A 19116-nucleotide genomic window follows, 5' to 3' on the forward strand; every position below is an offset into this window, starting at 1 on the left:
GTTCTGCACGGGGCAGATGTCCGGAGTGTCGGTGCCCATGGTGCCGCTCGCGGCCACCCGGCGCGGCCCGGTTCGGGTAATCCTGCAACCCTTTGCAACTCTGGCGAGCGGCGGGCCCTTGCATGAAGGTGGTGTGAAGCGGCGGGTGGTGCCGTGTCGGCGCAGCACCACCCCCGCTCTCCGCGCGTGCCGACCCCTTACGGGTCCACCCCTGGTACGCGCGGCCCCAACGTGACGACCGGCCCAGACCCAGGTCAGGCCCCGCGCCGGGCCCGGGCCGGACCCTCTGCCGGACTCCGGGCCAGGCCCACGTCAGGCCCCATGCCAGACGCGCAGCCGGACCCTCCGTCAGGCCCCCACCCGCGCCCGCTCCACCACCGCCCGCAGATCAAGCGTGTGCGGCAGGGTGCCGAAGGTCGCACCCCCGTCCCCGCCGAGCCGCGACGCGCAGAACGCGTCCGCCACCTCCGGCGGCGCCCACCGCACGAGCAGCGAACCCTGGAGCACGAGGGCCATCCGCTCCACGAGCCGCCGCGCCCCCGCCTCCATCCGCTCCGGATCGGACAGGTCGGCCAGCTCGACGAGGAGCCCCCGGATCGCCCGGTCGAGCCGGTGGTCCGCGCCCCGGGCCGCCCCCACCTCCCGCAGGAACGCGTCGAACGCCCCCGGCCCGGTCCGCAGCGCCCGTAGTACGTCAAGTGCCTGGACGTTCCCCGAGCCCTCCCACACTGAGTTGAGCGGTGACTCGCGCAGCAGCCGGGGCATCCCCGACTCCTCGACGTACCCGTTGCCCCCGAGGCACTCCAGGGCCTCCGCCGCGACCGCGGTGCACCGCTTGGTGACCCAGTACTTCGCCACGGGGACGGCGATACGGAGCAGAGCCCGCTCGTCGGCGTCGTACGCGGCGGCCAGCCGCATCCCCAGGACCGTGGCCGCCTCCGACTCGATCGCCAGATCGGCCAGCACGTTCCGCATGAGCGGCTTCTCGATCAGTACGCCCCCGAAGGCCTCCCGGTACGCGCAGTGGTGCACGGCCTGCGCCACCGCCTGCCGCATCAGCGCCGCCGAACCCAGCACGCAGTCGAGCCGGGTCGCCGCCACCATGTCGATGACGGTGCGGATCCCGCGCCCCTCCTCGCCGACCCGGCGCGCCCAGGTCGTCCCGTCGAACTCCACCTCGGCGGAGGCGTTCGACCGGTTGCCCAGCTTGTCCTTGAGCCGCTGGAGGGCGAACGCGTTCCGCGAACCGTCGGGAAGCACGCGAGGCAGCAGAAAACAGGTCAGCCCGCCCGGCGCCCGCGCGAGGACGAGGAACGCGTCGGACATGGGAGCCGAGCAGAACCACTTGTGCCCCGTCAGGACGTACTCCCCGTCGGCCGGGAGCGGCCGCGCCTCCGTCGTGTTCCCCCGTACGTCGCTGCCGCCCTGCTTCTCCGTCAGCGCCATCCCCAGCAGCGCCCCCGGCTTCTCGGCGACGGGCCGCAGCTCCCGCTCGTACACGTGCGAGGTCGCCGCCGGCTCCCACACCTCCGCGAGCTCCGGCTCGGCGCGCAGCGCGGGCACCGCCGCGTGCGTCATCGACACCGGGCAGACGTGCCCCGCCTCCGCCTGGGACACCACCAGAAGCCCGGCGGCCCGCCGGACATGACCACCCGGACGGCCCCACGCGTCCGTCAGGCCCGCGCCCACCGCCTTCCCGAGCAGCCGGTGCCAGGCCGGATGGAAGTCGACCTCGTCGATCCGGTGGCCGTACCGGTCGTGGGTCCGCAGCCGCGGCGGGTTCGCGTTCGCCAGCTCCCCCCACTCCCTGACCTGCGCCGATCCCATCGCCCACCCGAGCAGGGACAGCTCGTCGCGGGCCTCGCCGAGGAGTTCGGGAGCGAGATGACGCTCCACCGACTCCGTCAGCGCGCGGTCGCACGAGAAGACGTCGTATCCCACCAGGGGTGGAGCCTGGTTGGTCACGGTGTGGGTGCTCGGTGCCATGCCGATACGGTAAGCAGGTGCAGGCAGCAAGAGAAACATCCGACGGGCCCGAACGGCCCGACAGTCGCGGGACGCGGCCCTGGAGCAAACTCCACCGCGCGCGCGTCCTCTACCGCAACGTGTCGAAGCGGAAGATGGTCTGGCTCCTGCTCAAGGACACCGTCAACTCGTGCATCGAGTACCGGATCCTCGGCCTGGCCGCCGAGGCCGCCTTCTTCACGCTGCTGTCCCTGCCGCCGCTGCTCCTCGGCCTGATCGCCGTCCTCGGGTACGCCGACGACTGGACCAACACCGACACGGTCACCAGCATCCGCGAGAACATCCTCCACGCGGCCGGCACGGTCCTCTCCGACCGGGGCGTCCGCGAGATCGCCGAACCCCTCCTCGACGACATCACCCAGGGCAAACGCCCCGAGCTGATCTCCCTGGGCTTCGCCATCGCCCTCTGGTCGGGCTCGCGCGCGGTGAACGTCTTCATCGACACCATCACCGTCATGTACGGGCTCGACGGGCACCGCGGCATCGTGAAGACGCGGCTCCTCGCCCTGCTCCTCTACATCGTGGCGCTGCTCATCGGCGCCGTCGTGCTCCCCCTCGCGGTCGTCGGCCCCGACCGGGTCGTCGCCCTCGTCCCCTGGGGCACGGAGGTCGTCGCCGTCCTCTACTGGCCGGTCGTCACCCTCCTCTCCATCGCCTTCCTCACCACGCTGTACCACGTGTCCGTCCCCGTCAGATCGCCGTGGATCGAGGACATCCCGGGCGCCCTTGTCGCCCTCGGCATGTGGGTCCTGGGCAGCTTCCTGCTGCGGATCTACCTCACCAGCCAGGTCGAGGGCCCGACGATCTACGGCTCCCTCGCCGCCCCCATCGCCGTGCTCCTCTGGATCGGCATCTCCGCCTTCGCCGTCCTCGTCGGCGCCGCCGTGAACGCGGCCATCGACCGCGTCTGGCCCTCCGTCGCCACCGCCGCCGCCCGCGAGGCCAACGAACGCGCCCGCGCCGTCCAGGCCGCCGAACTCGTCGCCCGCGTCCGCGCGGAAGCGGAGGACGTCGACGAGGACGACCCCGACATGCCCTCGGAGTTCCCCGAGCGCTGGTCGAAGTTCCTGCCCCCGGACGACGTGAAGTCCCGGATCCACTCGGGCTGGGAGAAGGAGTGACCCGAGTGGCCCGAGCGAACGGAGTGACCCGAGGGGCCCGGAGGGCGTCCCTCCGTCAGGGCTGAGCGGTGCCCCGACAGAACTACCCTCAGGGATCCGCCGCCGTGTCGGGCCACCACGCGCGCATGAGGTCGTGCGCGTCGACGAGGTCCGGGGCGGGGATGCCGGAGACGCGGCCCAGGAGGAGGTCCCGGCGGTCGAAGGCGATGTCGGCGAAGGCGTCGTCGTCCAGGATCTCCTCGATCGTCGTACGGCACCGGTCGGCTCCCCGCTCGTCCCCCGCCCCGGTGTAGAGCCGCGCGGCGCGAAGGAGATGGAGCACCGCGAGCTCCGGGTCCCCCATCCACTGGTCCCAGGCGTAGATCTGCCCGAGCTGGCCGTTCACCTCGGCCATGTCATGGACGTCCGCGTGTGCCTCGGCGTGCGGCAGGACGTCCTCCAGGACCACGGCCGCGTGCTCGGCCAGGTCGACGCACTGGAAGAAGTAGGCGATGTCCACGGCGAGCTCGACGGCTCGTTCGGGAAGGTCCGACATGGCGGACGGGACCAGGGACATGACCTCCTCCGAGTCCAGGACATGGCACCAGGCCTGGGCCTCGTCCGGCCCGGAGAAGAAGGGGGAGGGCGGATCGTCGGGACGCGAGGGGAGGAACGCCAGGGTCACGGCGTCGTGCACCGCCCGGTAGAGCGAGGCGCGCGCCTCGCGCCGCTCGGCGTCCGCGTCCGGTGCCTGCGCCGCCGCGGTCGTCCGGGCCAGCGGCAGGAAGAGGTCGTGGAACGTGTACCGGCCGTCGTCGGCGGGAAGCAGCAGGTGCCGCTGTTCGAGCCGCGCGAGCCGCATGCCGGCCGCCGCGGTCCGCACCCTTCCCATCGCGCCGACGAACTCGCGCCCGAAGGTGGCGTGCGGCAGCCACGCGCAGTGCCACAGCGTACGGCGCAGGTCCTCGGGCAGCCGCTCGTACGAGGCGCGGAACGCGGTGGCCACGGCGGCACCGGCGTCGGGGAACTCCCCGAGCGGGTCGTCCGGCGTCATCGCCTCCAGCACCTCCTCGGCCGGCATGCCGCGCAGGATCGCGCCGACCGGCCGCAGCGCGAGCGGCAGCAGTCCGCAGCGGCGGGCGAGCGCGAGGAGGACGTGCGCCTGCCGCGCGTCCGTCACGGGCCCCAGGCGTCCCGCGGTGTGCAGCAGGGCGACGGCCTCGCCCTCCGACAGCGGGGCGGCCGCGACGTGGAGGTCGGCGTCGATGTCCTGGCGGCGGCTCGACACCAGGACCAGGCAGGTCGCCCGGGGGCCCGGGCGCAGGTGGCGGAGCTGCTCCTCGTCGGCGGCGTTGTCGAGGAGCAGGAGGGTGCGGCGCCCGGAGAGCCAGGAGCGCCAGGCCGCCGCGGCCGCGTCGAGCTCCGCCGGGATCCGGTCCTGAGGCATGCCGGTCTGCCGGAGCAGATCGGTCAGCACGGCCATCGGCGTACGTGCCGCCCCTCCCTCCGCCCCGCTCGTCGCGAAGCCACGCAGGTTCACCTCTAAACGCCCGCCGTCGAACCCTCCGCCGACCCGCGCCGCCGCGGCCCGGATCAGCGCGGTCTTCCCGACCCCGCCCATGCCGTGCACCAGGCACACGGCCGGCGGCCCGCTCCCGTGGCCGGGGGCGAGGACCCGCTCCGCGAGCGCCCCGATCTCGGCCAGCTCGCCCGCCCGGCCGACGAACGAGGCGTCCGGAGCGAGGACCGAGTCCGGAGCGGCCTCCGGTGACGGCCCGTCGGGCTCCCGCAGGTAGAGGTGCAGGCCGCCGTGGATCGCGCCTGCCTGGATCGCCGGACCGTGCACGTGGGCGCCCTCGGACACGGTGTTGCGCACATGAGGCGCCGGGGCGTCCTCGGGCCGCTGGGACGTGGACATCCTCCGATCCTGCCACCCGAACTCCGTTGGCAGGTAGGACACTTCGCGAACAAGGCGCATGCGTACGGCCCCGTGAACCGGCACGGAAATTAATCGGTGGTGCCGCACCCCGGGGGCGGACTATGGTGGCGCATGTCCGTTCCCGAGGGGGACGGCGTCAGTACGTCGAGACGACACAGGAGGTGAGGACAGTGATGACTGTCACGGTGACGGGCTCTGCCCGCGTTCAGGAGTTCCTCGTTCCCACTTCTGTGGCCTCCGGCTGACACTCATTCGCACCGCGCGCTCGGAGCGCGCCGCCGGGGCCACCCTTCGAAGGGTCCCCCTTGTCTTTCTCGCTTTCCCCCGTCACCACCACTACTTCCTCCTTCTCTGCGCTCGACGCCCTCGGCTGGGACTCCGGCTGGGAGGCCGAGTTCGCCCCGTACGCCGCCCAGGGACTGCTCCCTGGTCGGGTCGTCCGGGTCGACCGGGGGCAGTGTGACGTCGCCACCGCCGACGGGATCGTGCGCGCCGACACGGCGTTCGTGACCCCGCACGACCCGCTGCGGGTCGTCTGCACGGGCGACTGGGCCGCCGTCGATCCCGAGGGCGCGTCCGATCCCCGCTATGTCCGGGCGTACCTGCCCCGGCGGACCGCCTTCGCGCGGTCGACCTCGTCCAAGCGGTCCGAGGGGCAGATTCTCGCCGCCAACGTCGACCACGCCGTCATCGCGATCTCGCTCGCGGTCGAGCTCGACCTCGGCCGGATCGAGCGCTTCCTCGCCCTCGCGTGGGAGTCCGGCGCGCAGCCGACCGTCGTCCTCAGCAAGGCCGACCTCGTGCCCGACCCGGTGGGGCTCTCCTACCTCGTCGAGGACGTGGAGACGGTCGCGCCCGGCGTCCAGGTGCTGCCCGTCAGCTCCACGACCGGGGAGGGCCTCGACGTGCTCAAGGCGACGATCGCGGGCGGTACGACGGTGCTGCTCGGCGTCTCCGGCGCCGGCAAGTCGACCCTCGCCAACGTGCTCGTCGGCGAGGACGTCATGGTCGTCCAGGCCGCCCGTGACGTCGACGGCAAGGGCCGCCACACCACGACCACCCGCAACCTCTTCGTCCTCCCGGACGGGGGCGTCCTCATCGACACCCCGGGGCTGCGCGGGGTCGGGCTCTGGGACGCCGAGGCCGGTGTCGGCCAGGTCTTCTCGGAGATCGAGGAGCTGGCGGGGGAGTGCCGCTTCCACGACTGCGCCCACGAGTCCGAGCCGGGCTGCGCCGTCCTGGTGGCGATCGAGGACGGCACGCTGCCGGTGCGCCGCCTGGAGAGCTACCGCAAGCTGATCCGCGAGAACCGCCGGATCGTCGCCAAGACCGACGCCCGCGTGCGCTCCGAGATGCTCAAGGAGTGGAAGCGGATGGGCGCCGGTGGCCGGGCCTCGCAGGAGTTCAAGCGGAGCGGCCGGCTTCAGTAGGTGTCCGTGGGGTGGGGTCCGGCTCGGACCACGGCGGCGCGGTGTCCGAAAAGCGCCAGCCCGGTCGAGCCGGATCCCGCACACTGGGGGCGTGAGGGACGACGACACCCGCTATGAGGCGGTCAGCAGCAGGGACGCCCGATTCGACGGAGAGTTCTTCTTCGCCGTACGGACCACCGGCATCTACTGCCGTCCCAGCTGCCCCGCCGTCACGCCCAAACGGCAGAACGTCTCCTTCTTCCCGACGGCCGCCGCCGCCCAGGGCCACGGCTTCCGGGCCTGCCGCCGCTGCCGCCCCGACGCCGTGCCCGGCTCCGCCGAGTGGAACGTCCGGGCCGACGTCGTCGGCCGCGCCATGCGCATGATCGGCGACGGCGTCGTCGACCGCGAGGGCGTGCCCGGCCTCGCCGGGCGCCTCGGCTACAGCACCCGGCAGGTGCAGCGCCAGCTCACCGCCGAGCTCGGCGCCGGGCCCGTCGCCCTCGCCCGCGCGCAGCGCGCCCACACCGCGCGCCTGCTGCTCCAGACCACCGACCTCCCCGTCACCGAGATCGCCTTCGCGGCCGGTTTCGCGAGCGTCCGCCAGTTCAACGAGACGATCCGCGCCGTCTACGCCCGCACCCCCACCGACCTGCGCGCCGAGGCGGGCAGCGGCGCGGGAGCCCGTACCGCGCTCGCCGCCGGCGTCCCGCTGCGCCTCGCCCACCGGGGGCCGTACGCCGCGGGCGAGGTCTTCGACCTGCTCGCGGCCGAGGCCCTGACCGGCGTCGAGGAGGTCGTCGGCGCCCCCGGCGCCCGCGTCTACCGGCGCACCCTCCGCCTCCCGTACGGCTCCGGGGTCGTCTCCGTCGACGAACGGTCGCCCGGGCGCTGGCTGGAGGCCCGTATCCACCTCGCCGAGCTGCGTGACCTGACCACCGCCGTGCACCGGCTGCGCTGCCTCTTCGACCTCGACGCCGACCCGTACGCGGTGGCCGAGCGGCTCGGCGCCGACCCCCGGCTCGCCGCCGAGGTCGAGGCCAGGCCGGGCGTACGGTCCCCGGGCGCCGCCGACCCGGAGGAGTACGCCCTCCGGGTGGTGCTCGGCCCCGAGGAGTCAGCCAGGGTCGTGGCGGAGCTCGGCGTCCCGCTGGAGACCCCGTCCGGCACGCTCAGCCACGTCTTCCCGGCCCCCGCCGCGCTCACGGACCATCCCGTCGTCGGCCCGCTGGCCCGCGCCCTCGTCGACGGCGGACTCCGCCTCGACCCCGGCGCCGACCGCGACGAGGCCGCCCGCGCGCTGCTCGCCGTGCCGGGCATGACCCCGGAGGCCGCCGCCCTGATCCGCGCGCGGGCCCTCGGCGACCCGGACGTGCCGCCGACGGACGGCCCGGACGCGGACGAGTGGCGGCCCTGGCGCTCGTACGCCCGGATGTACGGCCGGACGGTGGGCGCGCCCGGTCAGACGGTGTCCGGCGCGAACGAGGGCGTCGGGCGGCGGAAGCCGCGGGTCAGCCACAGCAGGTAGGCGGGGCCGGCGGCGAGCCGAGCGGACGATCCGGATGGTCCTCGACCAGGTCGGGGAGGCCGGGGAGGCCAGGCCGGGGAGGCCGGGGAGGACGAACCCTGGCAGGACGTCCTGCGCCGGATCGCCGGGGCCACCTGGGAGGTCCAGGCACGCTACCCGGCCATCACCGCGCTGACCTTCGCCCGTACCACCGGCGGCCCGGCCGGGCAGCGCCTCGTGGAGCTCCAGCTGTCCGCCTTCGCCCGCGCGGGGCTGCCCCCGGCCCTCGCGGTGCTCCACTACCGCGTCTTCGTGGACTCGATCCTCGGGCTCTGCGCGCACGCCGCCGCGCTCGGCTCGCTCGACCCCGAGGTGCGCGAGAAGGACGAGACGACCTGGCGGCGGGTCTACGCCCACCTGCCCGAGGCGGCCCACCCCGTCACCCACGCCCACGTCGAGGAGCTCGGCGCCGTCACGCCCAAGGCGATCTTCGACGCCTCGGTCGACGCGGTGCTCGCCGCCGCCTCCGCCGCGGCCGAACGGGTGACGGCGTAGCCGCTCCGGCTCGGCCCCGGAGCCCGCTCCGGCTCAGCCCCAGAGCACCGCGCCCGTCCACGCCCCCACGATCAGCAGGCACGCGAACAGCTCCACGAGCACGCTCGTCCCCGCCGCCCGCATGACCGCCCTGGTCGCCGCCCGTGCCTGCCCGTGGCCGCCGAGCCGGAGCCGTTCCGCGAGGTAGATCCCGCCGACGAAGCCGGGAATCGCGCCGACCACCGGGACCAGGACGAATCCCAGGAGCGCGCCGGCTCCGGCGTACGCGACCAGGCGTCGGGTCACACCGCTGCCCCGGAACCGGCGTGGCGGCAGCTGCCAGACCACGACCTGGGTGAGCAGCAGCAGGCCGGTGGAGGAGGCGAGCAGGATCCAGGCGAGGTCGGTCCGCTCGTGCAGCGACCACCACAGCATCGCCGCCCACACGAGCCACGTGCCCGGCACACCGGGGGTCAGCACCCCGAACAGGCCGAGCACCATCACCGTCGCGACCATCAGGAGCTGCCACACACCCACGGGCCCAGCCTCTCCCACAACCGGCGCCCTCGCAGGTCGCACGCAGGCCGGACAGGCCTCAGCCGCGTGCCACCCAGCCCTTCTCGTACGCGTGCCAGCCCAGCTGGAGCCGGGTCGTGACCCCGGTCAGCTCCATGAGGCCCTTCACCCGCCGCTGTACGGTCCGCAGCCCGAGGTCCAGCTGCTTGGCCACGCTCGCGTCCGTCATCCCGGCCAGCAGCAGCGAGAGGATTTCCAGGTCCATGACATCCGGACCCGGTGTCTCGTCCTCGGTGATCTGCGCGCCCGCCCCGAGCCGCAGCGGCAGCGCCTCGCGCCAGACCGACTCGAAGAGACCCATCAGCGATTCGAGGAGCCCGCTCGCGTGGACGACGATCGCCGCCGGTTCGGCGCCCCGCCCGGTCAGCGGGACCATGGCGAGGGACCGGTCGGCGACGACCAGCTTGGTCGGGACCCGGTCGGCGACCCTGATCCGCTCCTCGCGGCTCAGCGCCGCGGAGAGTTCGAGCAGTCCGTTGGGGAGGTTCAGCACCTCGCGCTCGATCACCACCCGGTAGCGGACGCCCCGCTCGGCCGCCTGCTCCTCCGCGTCGTTCTCCAAGCCCGAGACCGCGATCGGCTTGCCCGTCACGAGCGCGCAGACCTCCTCCACCGCGCCCAGCTGGAGCTGGAGGAAGCGGTGGGTCACCGCGCTCGCGCCCGTCACCACCTCGACCAGGTCGTGGACGGCGCCCTCGGCGGCCTCCGCGCGGTACTCCTCCGCGAGCAGCGCCGCCGCCAGCTCCGCCTGCTCCAGCTCGTGGCGCTGCTGGGTGAGGAGCGCGCCGAGGGCGACCCCGGGCGGGGCGGCGACCCACCGGCCCGTCCTGGCCGAGGACTGGGCGGCGAGGCCCTGGGCCTCCAGGCGGCGCAGGGCCCGCTCGGTGTCCCGCTCGGGCAGGGCGAGCCGGTGCGCGAGATCGGTTACCTCGGCCGCGCCCAGCGCGACGAGTGCGCGGTACGCGGACTCCTGGCGTTCGTCGAGACCTATCGCTCCGAGCATGGATGCCCCACCCCTCGCCGTACGTCCGGCGGGTGCCCCCGAAGCTTCAGGGGGCGTTCGCCGGAGGCATTCGTTCCGTTGGTGACCTGGCGGGAAACGGCCACGGCGTATTCCCGCCTCTCCCATCATCCCTGTACCGCCCTCACCTCTGCCAATGTGGCGCCACCGCAGCACCAACAGCCTCCGGCAAGAGGTGACTTATGCCCTTTTTCCGGAATCAGATGGGGAGAGCGATGCGCCCGATTTCGCGTACGGCCCTGGGGGCGGCGACCGCCGTCGCCCTGGCCGTCACCGCGGTCGCGCCGTCCATGGCGAATGAGCCGCAGGACGGCACGGCCGGCAAGCGACCGATGGTCGGCACCGAGGCCTCGGCCCGTGCCGGGGACGAGACCGCCACCGTGACCCTGGTCACCGGCGACCGCGTCGTGGTCACCCGCGACGCCCAGGGGAACCCCTCGGCCACGGCCCTGCCCCGCGAGGACGGCACCGTCCCCCTCGTCCAGACCCGCCGCTCCGGCCAGGACCTCTACGTCTACCCCGAGGACGCCGCCCAGGCCCTCGCCGCCGGCCGCGCCGACGAGGAGCTCTTCAACGTCACCGGCCTGATCCGCCAGGGCTACGACGACGCCTCCACCACCACGCTGCCGCTCATCGCGGTCTACGGCTCCGATCTCGCCACCGCCCGCTCGGTCCCCGCCGCCCCGCGCGGCGCCCGCCGCGGCCAGGTCCTCAAGAGCGTCGACGGCGTCGCGCTCACCGCCGAGAAGAAGACGGCAGCCACCTTCTGGGCCGACGTGAACGCCCCGGCCGCCCGCGCCGCCTCCGGGACCTCCGGCATCGCGAAGCTCTGGCTCGACGGCAAGGTCCAGGCCACCCTGGAGGAGTCGACCAAGCAGGTCCACGCCCCCGAGGCCTGGGCCGCCGGATACGACGGCACCGGCACCAAGGTCGCCGTCCTCGACACCGGCACCGACACCGAGCACCCCGACCTCAAGGGCCGCGTCACCCTCGCCGAGAACTTCACCGACTCCGACACCGCGGGTGACCGCCAGGGGCACGGCACCCACACCATCTCCACCGTCGGCGGCTCCGGGGCCGCCAGCGGCGGAAAGAAGAAGGGCGTCGCCCCCGGCGCCGAACTCATCAGCGGCAAGGTCCTCAACGACTCCGGCTCCGGCGCCACTTCGTGGATCATCGCGGGCATGGAGTGGGCCGTCGCCCAGGGCGCCGACGTCGTCTCCATGAGCCTCGGCAACCCCTCCCTGCGGGACTGCACCGACCCGATGAGCATCGCCGCCGAGCAACTCGCCAAGAACGACGGCACGTTGTTCGTCATCGCCGCAGGAAACGCCGGCCCGTCGCTCAACTCCGTCTCCTCGCCCGGCTGCGCCCCCAGTGTGCTCACCGTCGGCGCCACCGACCGCGACGACTCCACCGCGTACTTCTCCAGCCGCAGCCCGATAGCCAACGCGGCCCACACCCTCAAGCCCGAGATCGCCGCCCCCGGCGTCGGCATCTCGGCCGCCGCCGCGGGCGGCCGGGGCGTCTCCGCCTACCAGTCCATGTCCGGTACGTCGATGGCCACCCCGCACGTCGCGGGCGCCGCCGCCGTCCTCAAGCAGCGCCACCCCGACTGGACCGCGCGGCAGCTCAAGGCCGCGCTCGTCTCCTCCGCCGAGAGCGACCTCCCCGGCGACGTCCGCGAGGTCGGCGCGGGCCGTCTCGACGTCAAGGCCGCCGTCGACCAGACGGTCCTCGGCGCCCCCGCCGTCCAGGGCGGCACCTACGCCTGGCCGCAGGACAAGAGCGACCGCACCACGGTCGCCGTCCCGTACACCAACACCACCGGCGCCCCGGTCACCCTCGGCCTGTCCGTCGAGAAGGTCACCGGCAACGACGGCTCCGCCGTCCGCACCCCGGTCGCCCGCCTCGCCAAGCGCACCGTCACCGTCCCGGCCGGCGCCACCGTCGAGGTCCCGCTCGCCCTCGACCCCGACGCCCACCTGGAGCGCGCCCAGTACGGCGACGTCACCGGCCGCGTCCTCGCCACCGGCCCCGGCGGCATCCACGTATCCACCCCGTTCTCGCTCTACGTCGAGCCCGAGACGGTCACCCTCCGCGTCAAGCTGATCGACCGTCAGGGCGCTCCGGCCGCCGGAGCCTCCTCCCTCGACGTCATCGGCACCGACACCGCCACCGGGGAGCGCCGCTTCAACGACGGCGCCGCCGACCAGGTCTACCGCCTGCGCCCCGGCAGCTACTTCCTCTCCTCCTTCATCGGCACCCCCGACGCGGGGGAGGGCGCCAAGCTGACCGACTCGCTCAGCTACCTCGGCCGCCCGCAGCTGGAGATCAAGAAGGACACCACCGTCGTCCTCGACGCCCGCAAGGCCCACAAGCTGTCGGTCGACACCGACAAGCCCTCCGAACTTCGCGGCGCCACCCTCGCGTTCTCCCGCCACTGGGACGACTTCTGGATCCACGCGGGTACCGCCGCCGGCCCCCGTACCGTCCGCGGCTACTACGCCTCCGTCGAAGGCCGTGCCTCCGACGGTGAGTTCGAGTTCGGCAGCTACTGGCGTGCCGCAGCCCCGCAGATCGCCTCGCTGCGCACCACCGACGGCCTGACCCTGCACCCGCTGACCGGCTCCATCGCCTCCGACAACCTCGACGGCACCGGGTCCGCCCGCCTCGTCGACGCCGGAACCGGCACGCCGGACGAGCTGAAGGCCGCCGGCGTCCAGGGCCGCGTCGCCCTCGTCCGCATGCCGGACGATTCCACCAACGCGAGCACCCTCGCCCGCAACGCCAAGGCCGCCGGCGCCCTCGCCGTCGTCGTGTACCACTCGACCCCCGCCCGCTGGTACCCGGGCGGTGCGTTCACCGGCATCGGCCTGCCCGTCCTCTCCGTCCCGACCGGCGAGGCCACCGCGCTCCTCGGCAAGCTGGCGGCCGGCGAGGTCACCCTCGCCTGGCGGGCCACCGCGAAGAGCCCGTACCTCTACAACCTCGCCTTCCCCGAGACCCGGGCGATCCGCGAGGACAAGACCTACCGGGTCCGCGACGGAGAGCTGGGCCGTACCGAAGCCGTGTACGGCTCCGCCGGCATCGCCACCGACTTCGTGGACTTCCCGGCGGCGCGCCGCCCGGACGGGGTCCGCGTCGCCTTCGGCTCGCTGGAGACGGTCCCGGCGCCGGGCAGCCGCACCGAGTACTACTCGGCCGGTGACACGGTCTGGGAGCCGATGGTCGGCAGCGCCTTCCCGTTCGGCGAGCTCATGGTCGGCACCCCGCACGCGTACACGCCCGGCGAGCGGCGCACCGAGCGCTGGTACGACGGCGTCCTCGCCCCCACCGCCCCGCGCGACGCCTCTGGCGCGCCGGTCCTCGTCGCCGAGCGCCAGGGCAACCTCATCGGCTTCGCCGACGCCATGTGGGGCGACAACACCCACTACGCCCAGCCCGGCTCGTTCGGTGACATCGGCAGCGTCAGCCTCTTCCGCGACGGTGAGCTGCTCGGCCGCAACGCCTGGCCGTTCGGCGCCTTCGAGGTACCGGCCGACGAGGGGACGTACACGCTCGAACAGAACACCATGAAGATCGGCAGCCGGGTGTGGGCCCGCTCCACCTCCGTCAACTCGGTGTGGAAATTCACCTCCAAGCTTGACGAGACGGTCTATTCTCAAGGCATCCCGATTCTCTTCCCCCGGTACGACCTTCCGGAGGACGGACTCAAGACCCTCGCCGCGACCGACGGCCAGAAGATCGGCCTCACCGCGACGGGTCACGCGGGGTACACCCCCGCCGCGCTCACCTCGGCCACGCTCGCGTACTCCTACGACGGGGGCGCGACCTGGACGGAAGCGCAGGTCTCCCACCAGGGCGGCGGCTGGACCGCGACCGTGAACCACGCGGGCGCGACCGGCAGGCAGGTGACCCTGAGGGCCGAACTGACGGACGCCCACGGCAACTCCGTCACCCAGACCGTGGTCCGCGCTTACGACGTGCGCTGATCACGCCGGTCCGCCGGGCGTCCTTCCCGTGGGGGGTGGGGCCGCCCGGCGGATCACCCTTTTCCGTCACCCGTTCGCAGCAACGGTTTTCCGGATGTCCGTTTTCGGGCGCCGTACGCGGTGGACAATAAGGGCATGACTCAGCAGGGGGACCACTGGTGGGACAAGCTCTACGACGACACGGAGCCGGAGCCGCCCGGCTCGGGTGACACGCTCGACGACCATTTCGCCACGGCGGCCCGCGCCGTGACTCCTGTGACGCCCGCGGCGCCCCGCCCCGCCCCGGCCGCCGGCGGCCGGGCCCCGTGGGAGGCACCGGAGACGAGCGGCCCGCGTTCCTTCGCTCCGCCACCGGTGGTGGAGCCGCCCCCCGAAGAGCCCCAGGCCACCCTCCAGGTCCCCATGCCCCGCCCCCGCGCCGCCGACTTCGTCGGCAGCCGGCCGCCCACCTACGAGGCCGAGCCCACCGCGCTCCCCGCCGCCCGCCCCGGCGAACTCGGCGAGCTCGTCGCCGACACCGTCCTCGACGGCGCCCGCTACGGCAGCTGCACCCTGCGCGCCGCCTCCGTGCGCGGCGACTCCGCCCGCTACCGGGGCGAACCCCGCCGCGACGCCCTCCTCACCGCCCGCTTCGGCCACGACGAGGCCGCGCTCGTCCTCGTCGCCGTCGCCGCGGGCTCCCGCGCCGCCGAGGACGCCCACCTCGCCGCCGCCGACGCCTGCCAGTGGATCGCCGAGGCCGTCGGCCGCAGCCACGCCCGGCTCTCCGAGGACATCAAGACCGGCCGCCGCGGCGACCTCAAGTCCGGACTGCACCGCCTCACCGACCGGACCTACGGCAAGCTGCGGGCCCGCGCCGCCGAACGGGGCGCGGCCCCCGACACGTACACCGCGACACTCCGCTGCCTGCTCCTCCCCGCCGACCCCGAGTGCCGGACGCGGGTCTTCTTCGGCATCGGCGGCGGCGGACTCTTCCGGCTCCGCGACGGCGCCTGGCACGACATCGAACCGCTGCTGCCCGAACCGGCCACCGTCACCGGGGCGCCCGTCGTCGGCTTCGGCTCCCCGCCCGCCGCCGCCCCCGAGGCGACCGACGAGGGCGACCGGCTCACCATGGACCTCGGCATCACCACCGCCCCGGGGCCGCTCGTCGAGGAGCCCGTCCCGCCGCCGGCCGAGCCCTTCCGCTTCCGGGCCTCCGTCGCCCGCCCCGGCGACACCCTGCTCCTCGCCTCGCCCGGCTTCGCCGAACCCCTGCGCGGCGAGCCCGCCCTCGGGCGCGAGCTCGCCGCCCGCTGGGCCGGGCAGGAGCCTCCCGGTCTCGCCGCCTTCCTCGCCGACACCCAGCTGAGGGTGACGGGGTACGCCGACGACCGTACGGGGGTGGCCGTCTGGGAGGCGTAACGCGCCGGGCCGTGTGTTGATGGAGCCATGGCCAAACAGAACGTCGCAGAACAGTTCGTCGACATCCTCGTCCGCGCGGGCGTGAAGCGCTTGTACGGAGTCGTCGGCGACAGTCTGAACCCGGTCGTCGACGCCATCCGCCGCACCCCGCAGCTGGACTGGATCCAGGTCCGGCACGAGGAGGTCGCGGCCTTCGCCGCGGGCGCCGAGGCCCAGATCACCGGCGGGCTCGCCGCCTGCGCCGGCTCCTGCGGCCCGGGCAATCTGCACCTCATCAACGGCCTGTACGACGCCCACCGCTCGATGGCCCCGGTCCTGGCCCTGGCCTCGCACATCCCGTCCAGCGAGATCGGCCTCGGCTACTTCCAGGAGACCCACCCGGACCAGCTCTTCCGCGAGTGCAGCCACTACAGCGAGCTGATCTCCAACCCCAAGCAGATGCCCCGGGTCGTCCACACGGCGATCCAGCACGCGGTCGGCCGCCGGGGCGTCAGCGTCGTCTCGCTGCCCGGCGACATCGCGGACCTGCCCGCCCCGGAGAAGTCGGCGGAGACCGCGCTCGTCACGTCCCGGCCCACCGTGCGGCCCGGCGACGACGAGATCGAGCGCCTCGTCCGGATGATCGACGCGGCCGACCGGGTGACGCTGTTCTGCGGCAGCGGCACGGCCGGGGCCCACGCCGAGGTCATGCAGTTCGCCGAACGGGTCAAGGCGCCCGTCGGCCACGCGCTGCGCGGCAAGGAGTGGATCCAGTACGACAACCCGTACGACGTCGGCATGAGCGGACTGCTCGGCTACGGCGCCGCGTACGAGGCCACCCACGAGTGCGACCTGCTGATCCTGCTCGGCACCGACTTCCCGTACAACGCCTTCCTGCCCGACGACGTGAAGATCGTCCAGGTGGACGTCCGCCCCGAACACCTCGGCCGCCGCTCCCGGCTCGACCTCGCCGTCTGGGGCGACGTCCGCGAGACCCTGCGGTGCGTGATCCCGCGCGTGCGCGAGAAGACCGACCGCAAGTTCCTCGACAAGATGCTGAAGAAGCACGCCGACGCGCTCGAAGGCGTCGTGAAGGCGTACACGCGCAAGGTCGAGAAGAAGGTCCCCATCCACCCCGAGTACGTGGCCTCGGTCATCGACGAACTCGCCGACGGGGACGCGGTGTTCACCGTCGACACCGGCATGTGCAACGTCTGGGCGGCCCGGTACCTCTCGCCCAACGGGCGGCGCAGGATCATCGGTTCGTTCAGCCACGGCTCGATGGCGAACGCGCTGCCGCAGGCCATCGGCGCGCAGTTCACCGACCGTCACCGCCAGGTCGTCTCGCTCTCCGGCGACGGCGGATTCTCCATGCTCATGGGCGACTTCCTCACCCTCGTGCAGTACGACCTGCCGGTGAAGGTGATCGTCTTCAACAACTCCTCGCTGGGAATGGTGGAGTTGGAGATGCTGGTGGCCGGACTTCCCTCGTACGGAACCACGAACAAGAACCCCGACTTCGCCGCCATCGCCCGCGCCGCCGGAGCCTACGGCGTCCGCGTCGAGAAGCCCAAGCAGCTCGTGGGCGCCCTCAAGGACGCGTTCAAGCACAAGGGCCCGGCCCTCGTCGACGTCGTCACCGACCCCAACGCCCTCTCCATCCCGCCCAAGATCAGCGGCGAGATGGTGACCGGATTCGCGCTCTCGGCGAGCAAGATCGTCCTGGACGGCGGAGTCGGCCGCATGCTCCAGATGGCCCGCTCCAACCTGCGCAACGTCCCCCGCCCCTGACCTGCCCCCGATCCCGCCCCGATCCCGCCCCGAGGACCGGCCGCATGCGGGCGCCCCGGCGGGGCATGCATCCACCTGAGTCCGTTCGACGACGTGTGGGTGGGGGTTATGGCCGGGGAGGCGCGACAGCCGACTCAACTGCTCAGAAAGGTGGGATGCGCCGATCTCACCGCGGTACCGGAGGTGCGGCACGCCTTGCGCGCGCTGCTGCGGCGGTGGGGCGAGCCAGGCGCCTCCGACGTGGCCGAACTGCTCACCAGCGAGCTGGTGACCAATGCCCTGATCCACACCGAGCACGGGGCCGTGGTGACCGCGACGGTCGTCCCCGAGCAGCTGAGAGTGGAGGTCAGGGACTTCGTCCCCGGGCTCAAGGAGCCGGACGCACCGCCCGCCGACGACGGTACGCACGGCAGGGGACTCGTCCTCGTCCAGGCCCTGGCCGACTCCTGGGGAGTCGAGAACCACGGGGTGGGCAAGGTGGTGTGGTTCGAACTGAACGGCGGGGCCGCCTGAGAAAGGCGGCCCCGCCGGTTTCGTGCGGGTGGGTGCTGATCAGCCGAGCTGCCGCTCCAGGTCCTTGAGCTTGCGCTCCAGGGAGTCGAGGCGCGGCAGCGCCTGGGTGTCGTCCTCGGCGGTGAGGTCCACCGTCCGGGAGTCGCCGGTACGGGAGTCAGCGCCGCGCACGGCTTGCAGGGAGGGCCGGGGGCGAAGCGGCAGCTGTCCCGCGTCCGCTATGGCGGGCTCCGCGACGGCGGCCCCCACGGGCCCCGCCGCGGAGCCGGAGCCCGCGCCCGAACCCGCGCCCGGGCCCGTACCGGCACCCGTGGCCGTGCCGAGCGCCGCCATCTCCACCTGGCGGTCGCCGCCGCCGCGGCCGAGCCCGAAGGCGCGGTGCTGACGGTTGATCGCCTTGAGCCGGGCCCGGTCCAGCTTGACCTGGTCGCGGCGGCGGATCCGGTTCTGCTCCTTCTCCCTGCGGTCCTCGCGCACCTCGTCGACCGCCTCGTCCAGCGTCCGTACGCCTTCCAGGAGCATCAGCGACCAGGCGGCGAAGGTCTCCCGGGGAGCCCGCAGCCACCGGACGATCCGGATCTGCGGCAGCGGGCGGGGCACCAGGCCCTGCTCGCGGAGCGCCGCCCTGCGGGTCTGCTTGAGCGCCCGGTCGAAGAGGACCGCCGCCGAGAGCGACATCCCGGCGAAGAACTGCGGAGCCCCGTCGTGGCCGAGGCCGCGCGGCGCGTGCACCCAGTTGAACCAGGCGGCGGCGCCCGCGAAGAGCCAGACGAGGAGCCGCGAGCCGAGGGCCGCGTCGCCGTGGCTGGCCTCGCGGACGGCGAGCACCGAGCAGAACATGGCCGCGCCGTCGAGGCCGAAGGGGACGAGGTACTCCCAGCCCCCGGAGAGGTTGAGGTTCTGCCGGCCGAAGCCGACGAGCCCGTGGAAGGAGAGCGCGGCGGCGACCGCCGCGCAGCAGAAGAGGAGGACGTACGAAGCCGTTCCGTACACCGCCTCCTTGCGTCTGCGGCGCTCCTCGCTGCGTTCCCAGGAGTCCTCGGCCGCGGCCTGGTCACCGGCGCGCTTCCCGCGCGCGAGCACCGCCACCGCCGCCAGGACCCCGGCCACCATCACGCCGCCCGGGAGCAGCCAGTCCAGCGATATGTCGGTCAGTCTCATTGCGGTGTCCCTTGCATCGCAGTAGGGCGTTTGGCGGCCCATACTGGCCGACCCCGTGCCGGACTCACGGGGTTTCGGGGCAAGAGCACGCCAACGGGGTGCCAGGGCATACGAATAGGTACGTTCTGGCCGAACGGACGTGCGGGAAATGGTGGTCGCGTT

Annotated in this window: 12 protein-coding genes and 1 pseudogene; 8 read left to right on the plus strand and 5 right to left on the minus strand. The window is 73.4% G+C overall.

Annotated elements, in window-relative coordinates:
• Window positions 1-348: 348 nt before the first annotated feature.
• Window positions 349-1986 carry an acyl-CoA dehydrogenase family protein gene (locus ACFC0Z_RS15665; protein WP_376437444.1) on the minus strand — a complete coding sequence of 546 codons (1638 nt, stop codon included), beginning with the start codon at window positions 1984-1986 and terminating at the stop codon, window positions 349-351.
• 17 nt (window positions 1987-2003) lie between these two features.
• Here ACFC0Z_RS15665 and ACFC0Z_RS15670 point away from each other — a divergent pair, with 17 nt between their 5' ends.
• The gene (locus tag ACFC0Z_RS15670) at window positions 2004-3146 is read left to right on the plus strand and encodes a YihY/virulence factor BrkB family protein (protein WP_376437446.1); all 1143 of its coding nucleotides are present in this window, start codon (window positions 2004-2006) and stop codon (window positions 3144-3146) included.
• Window positions 3147-3234: 88 nt separating this feature from the next.
• Here the strand turns inward: ACFC0Z_RS15670 and ACFC0Z_RS15675 are convergent, their stop codons facing one another.
• Window positions 3235-5043 (minus strand): NB-ARC domain-containing protein, encoded by a 1809-nt coding sequence (locus tag ACFC0Z_RS15675; protein WP_376437448.1) that lies wholly within the window; start codon window positions 5041-5043, stop codon window positions 3235-3237.
• A 326-nt stretch (window positions 5044-5369) separates the two neighbouring features.
• Between ACFC0Z_RS15675 and rsgA the strand changes: the two genes are divergently transcribed.
• The 3 genes and pseudogenes from rsgA to ACFC0Z_RS15690 form a co-directional block, all read left to right on the plus strand.
• Window positions 5370-6494: a ribosome small subunit-dependent GTPase A gene (gene rsgA / locus ACFC0Z_RS15680; RefSeq protein WP_376437450.1), complete on the plus strand. Its 1125-nt coding sequence runs from the start codon at window positions 5370-5372 to the stop codon at window positions 6492-6494.
• 91 nt (window positions 6495-6585) lie between these two features.
• Window positions 6586-8001, plus strand: coding sequence for an AlkA N-terminal domain-containing protein (locus tag ACFC0Z_RS15685; protein ID WP_376437453.1), 1416 nt, complete (start codon window positions 6586-6588; stop codon window positions 7999-8001).
• A 102-nt stretch (window positions 8002-8103) separates the two neighbouring features.
• Window positions 8104-8535, plus strand: a pseudogene (locus ACFC0Z_RS15690) (TetR/AcrR family transcriptional regulator); the annotation flags it as partial.
• Window positions 8536-8568: 33 nt separating this feature from the next.
• Here ACFC0Z_RS15690 and ACFC0Z_RS15695 read toward each other — a convergent pair.
• Complete coding sequence (locus ACFC0Z_RS15695; protein WP_376437455.1) at window positions 8569-9051, minus strand: DUF456 domain-containing protein; 483 nt, start codon at window positions 9049-9051, stop codon at window positions 8569-8571.
• Window positions 9052-9109: 58 nt separating this feature from the next.
• Window positions 9110-10093: a helix-turn-helix domain-containing protein gene (locus ACFC0Z_RS15700; RefSeq protein ID WP_376437458.1), complete on the minus strand. Its 984-nt coding sequence runs from the start codon at window positions 10091-10093 to the stop codon at window positions 9110-9112.
• A gap of 233 nt (window positions 10094-10326) precedes the next feature.
• On the opposite strand from ACFC0Z_RS15700, the gene ACFC0Z_RS15705 reads away from it, so the two are divergent.
• The 4 genes from ACFC0Z_RS15705 to ACFC0Z_RS15720 all read left to right on the plus strand — a co-directional run bounded on the left by ACFC0Z_RS15705 (window position 10327) and on the right by ACFC0Z_RS15720 (window position 17793).
• Window positions 10327-14106: a S8 family serine peptidase gene (locus tag ACFC0Z_RS15705; RefSeq protein WP_376437461.1), complete on the plus strand. Its 3780-nt coding sequence runs from the start codon at window positions 10327-10329 to the stop codon at window positions 14104-14106.
• Window positions 14107-14241: 135 nt separating this feature from the next.
• On the plus strand, window positions 14242-15510 hold the full coding sequence (locus tag ACFC0Z_RS15710; RefSeq protein WP_376437464.1) for a protein phosphatase 2C domain-containing protein: 1269 nt from the start codon (window positions 14242-14244) through the stop codon (window positions 15508-15510).
• Between the two features lie 27 nt (window positions 15511-15537).
• The gene (locus ACFC0Z_RS15715) at window positions 15538-17280 is read left to right on the plus strand and encodes a pyruvate dehydrogenase (protein ID WP_376437467.1); all 1743 of its coding nucleotides are present in this window, start codon (window positions 15538-15540) and stop codon (window positions 17278-17280) included.
• A gap of 108 nt (window positions 17281-17388) precedes the next feature.
• Window positions 17389-17793: an ATP-binding protein gene (locus ACFC0Z_RS15720; RefSeq protein ID WP_376437470.1), complete on the plus strand. Its 405-nt coding sequence runs from the start codon at window positions 17389-17391 to the stop codon at window positions 17791-17793.
• A gap of 39 nt (window positions 17794-17832) precedes the next feature.
• On the opposite strand, the gene ACFC0Z_RS15725 is transcribed toward ACFC0Z_RS15720, so the two are convergent.
• Entirely contained in the window at window positions 17833-18954 is a 1122-nt protein-coding gene (locus tag ACFC0Z_RS15725) for a DUF2637 domain-containing protein (RefSeq protein ID WP_376437472.1), read from the minus strand.
• Window positions 18955-19116 lie beyond the last annotated feature (162 nt).

It is taken from the genome of Streptomyces sp. NPDC056144, assembly GCF_042264145.1.
Lineage (GTDB): Bacteria > Actinomycetota > Actinomycetes > Streptomycetales > Streptomycetaceae > Streptomyces.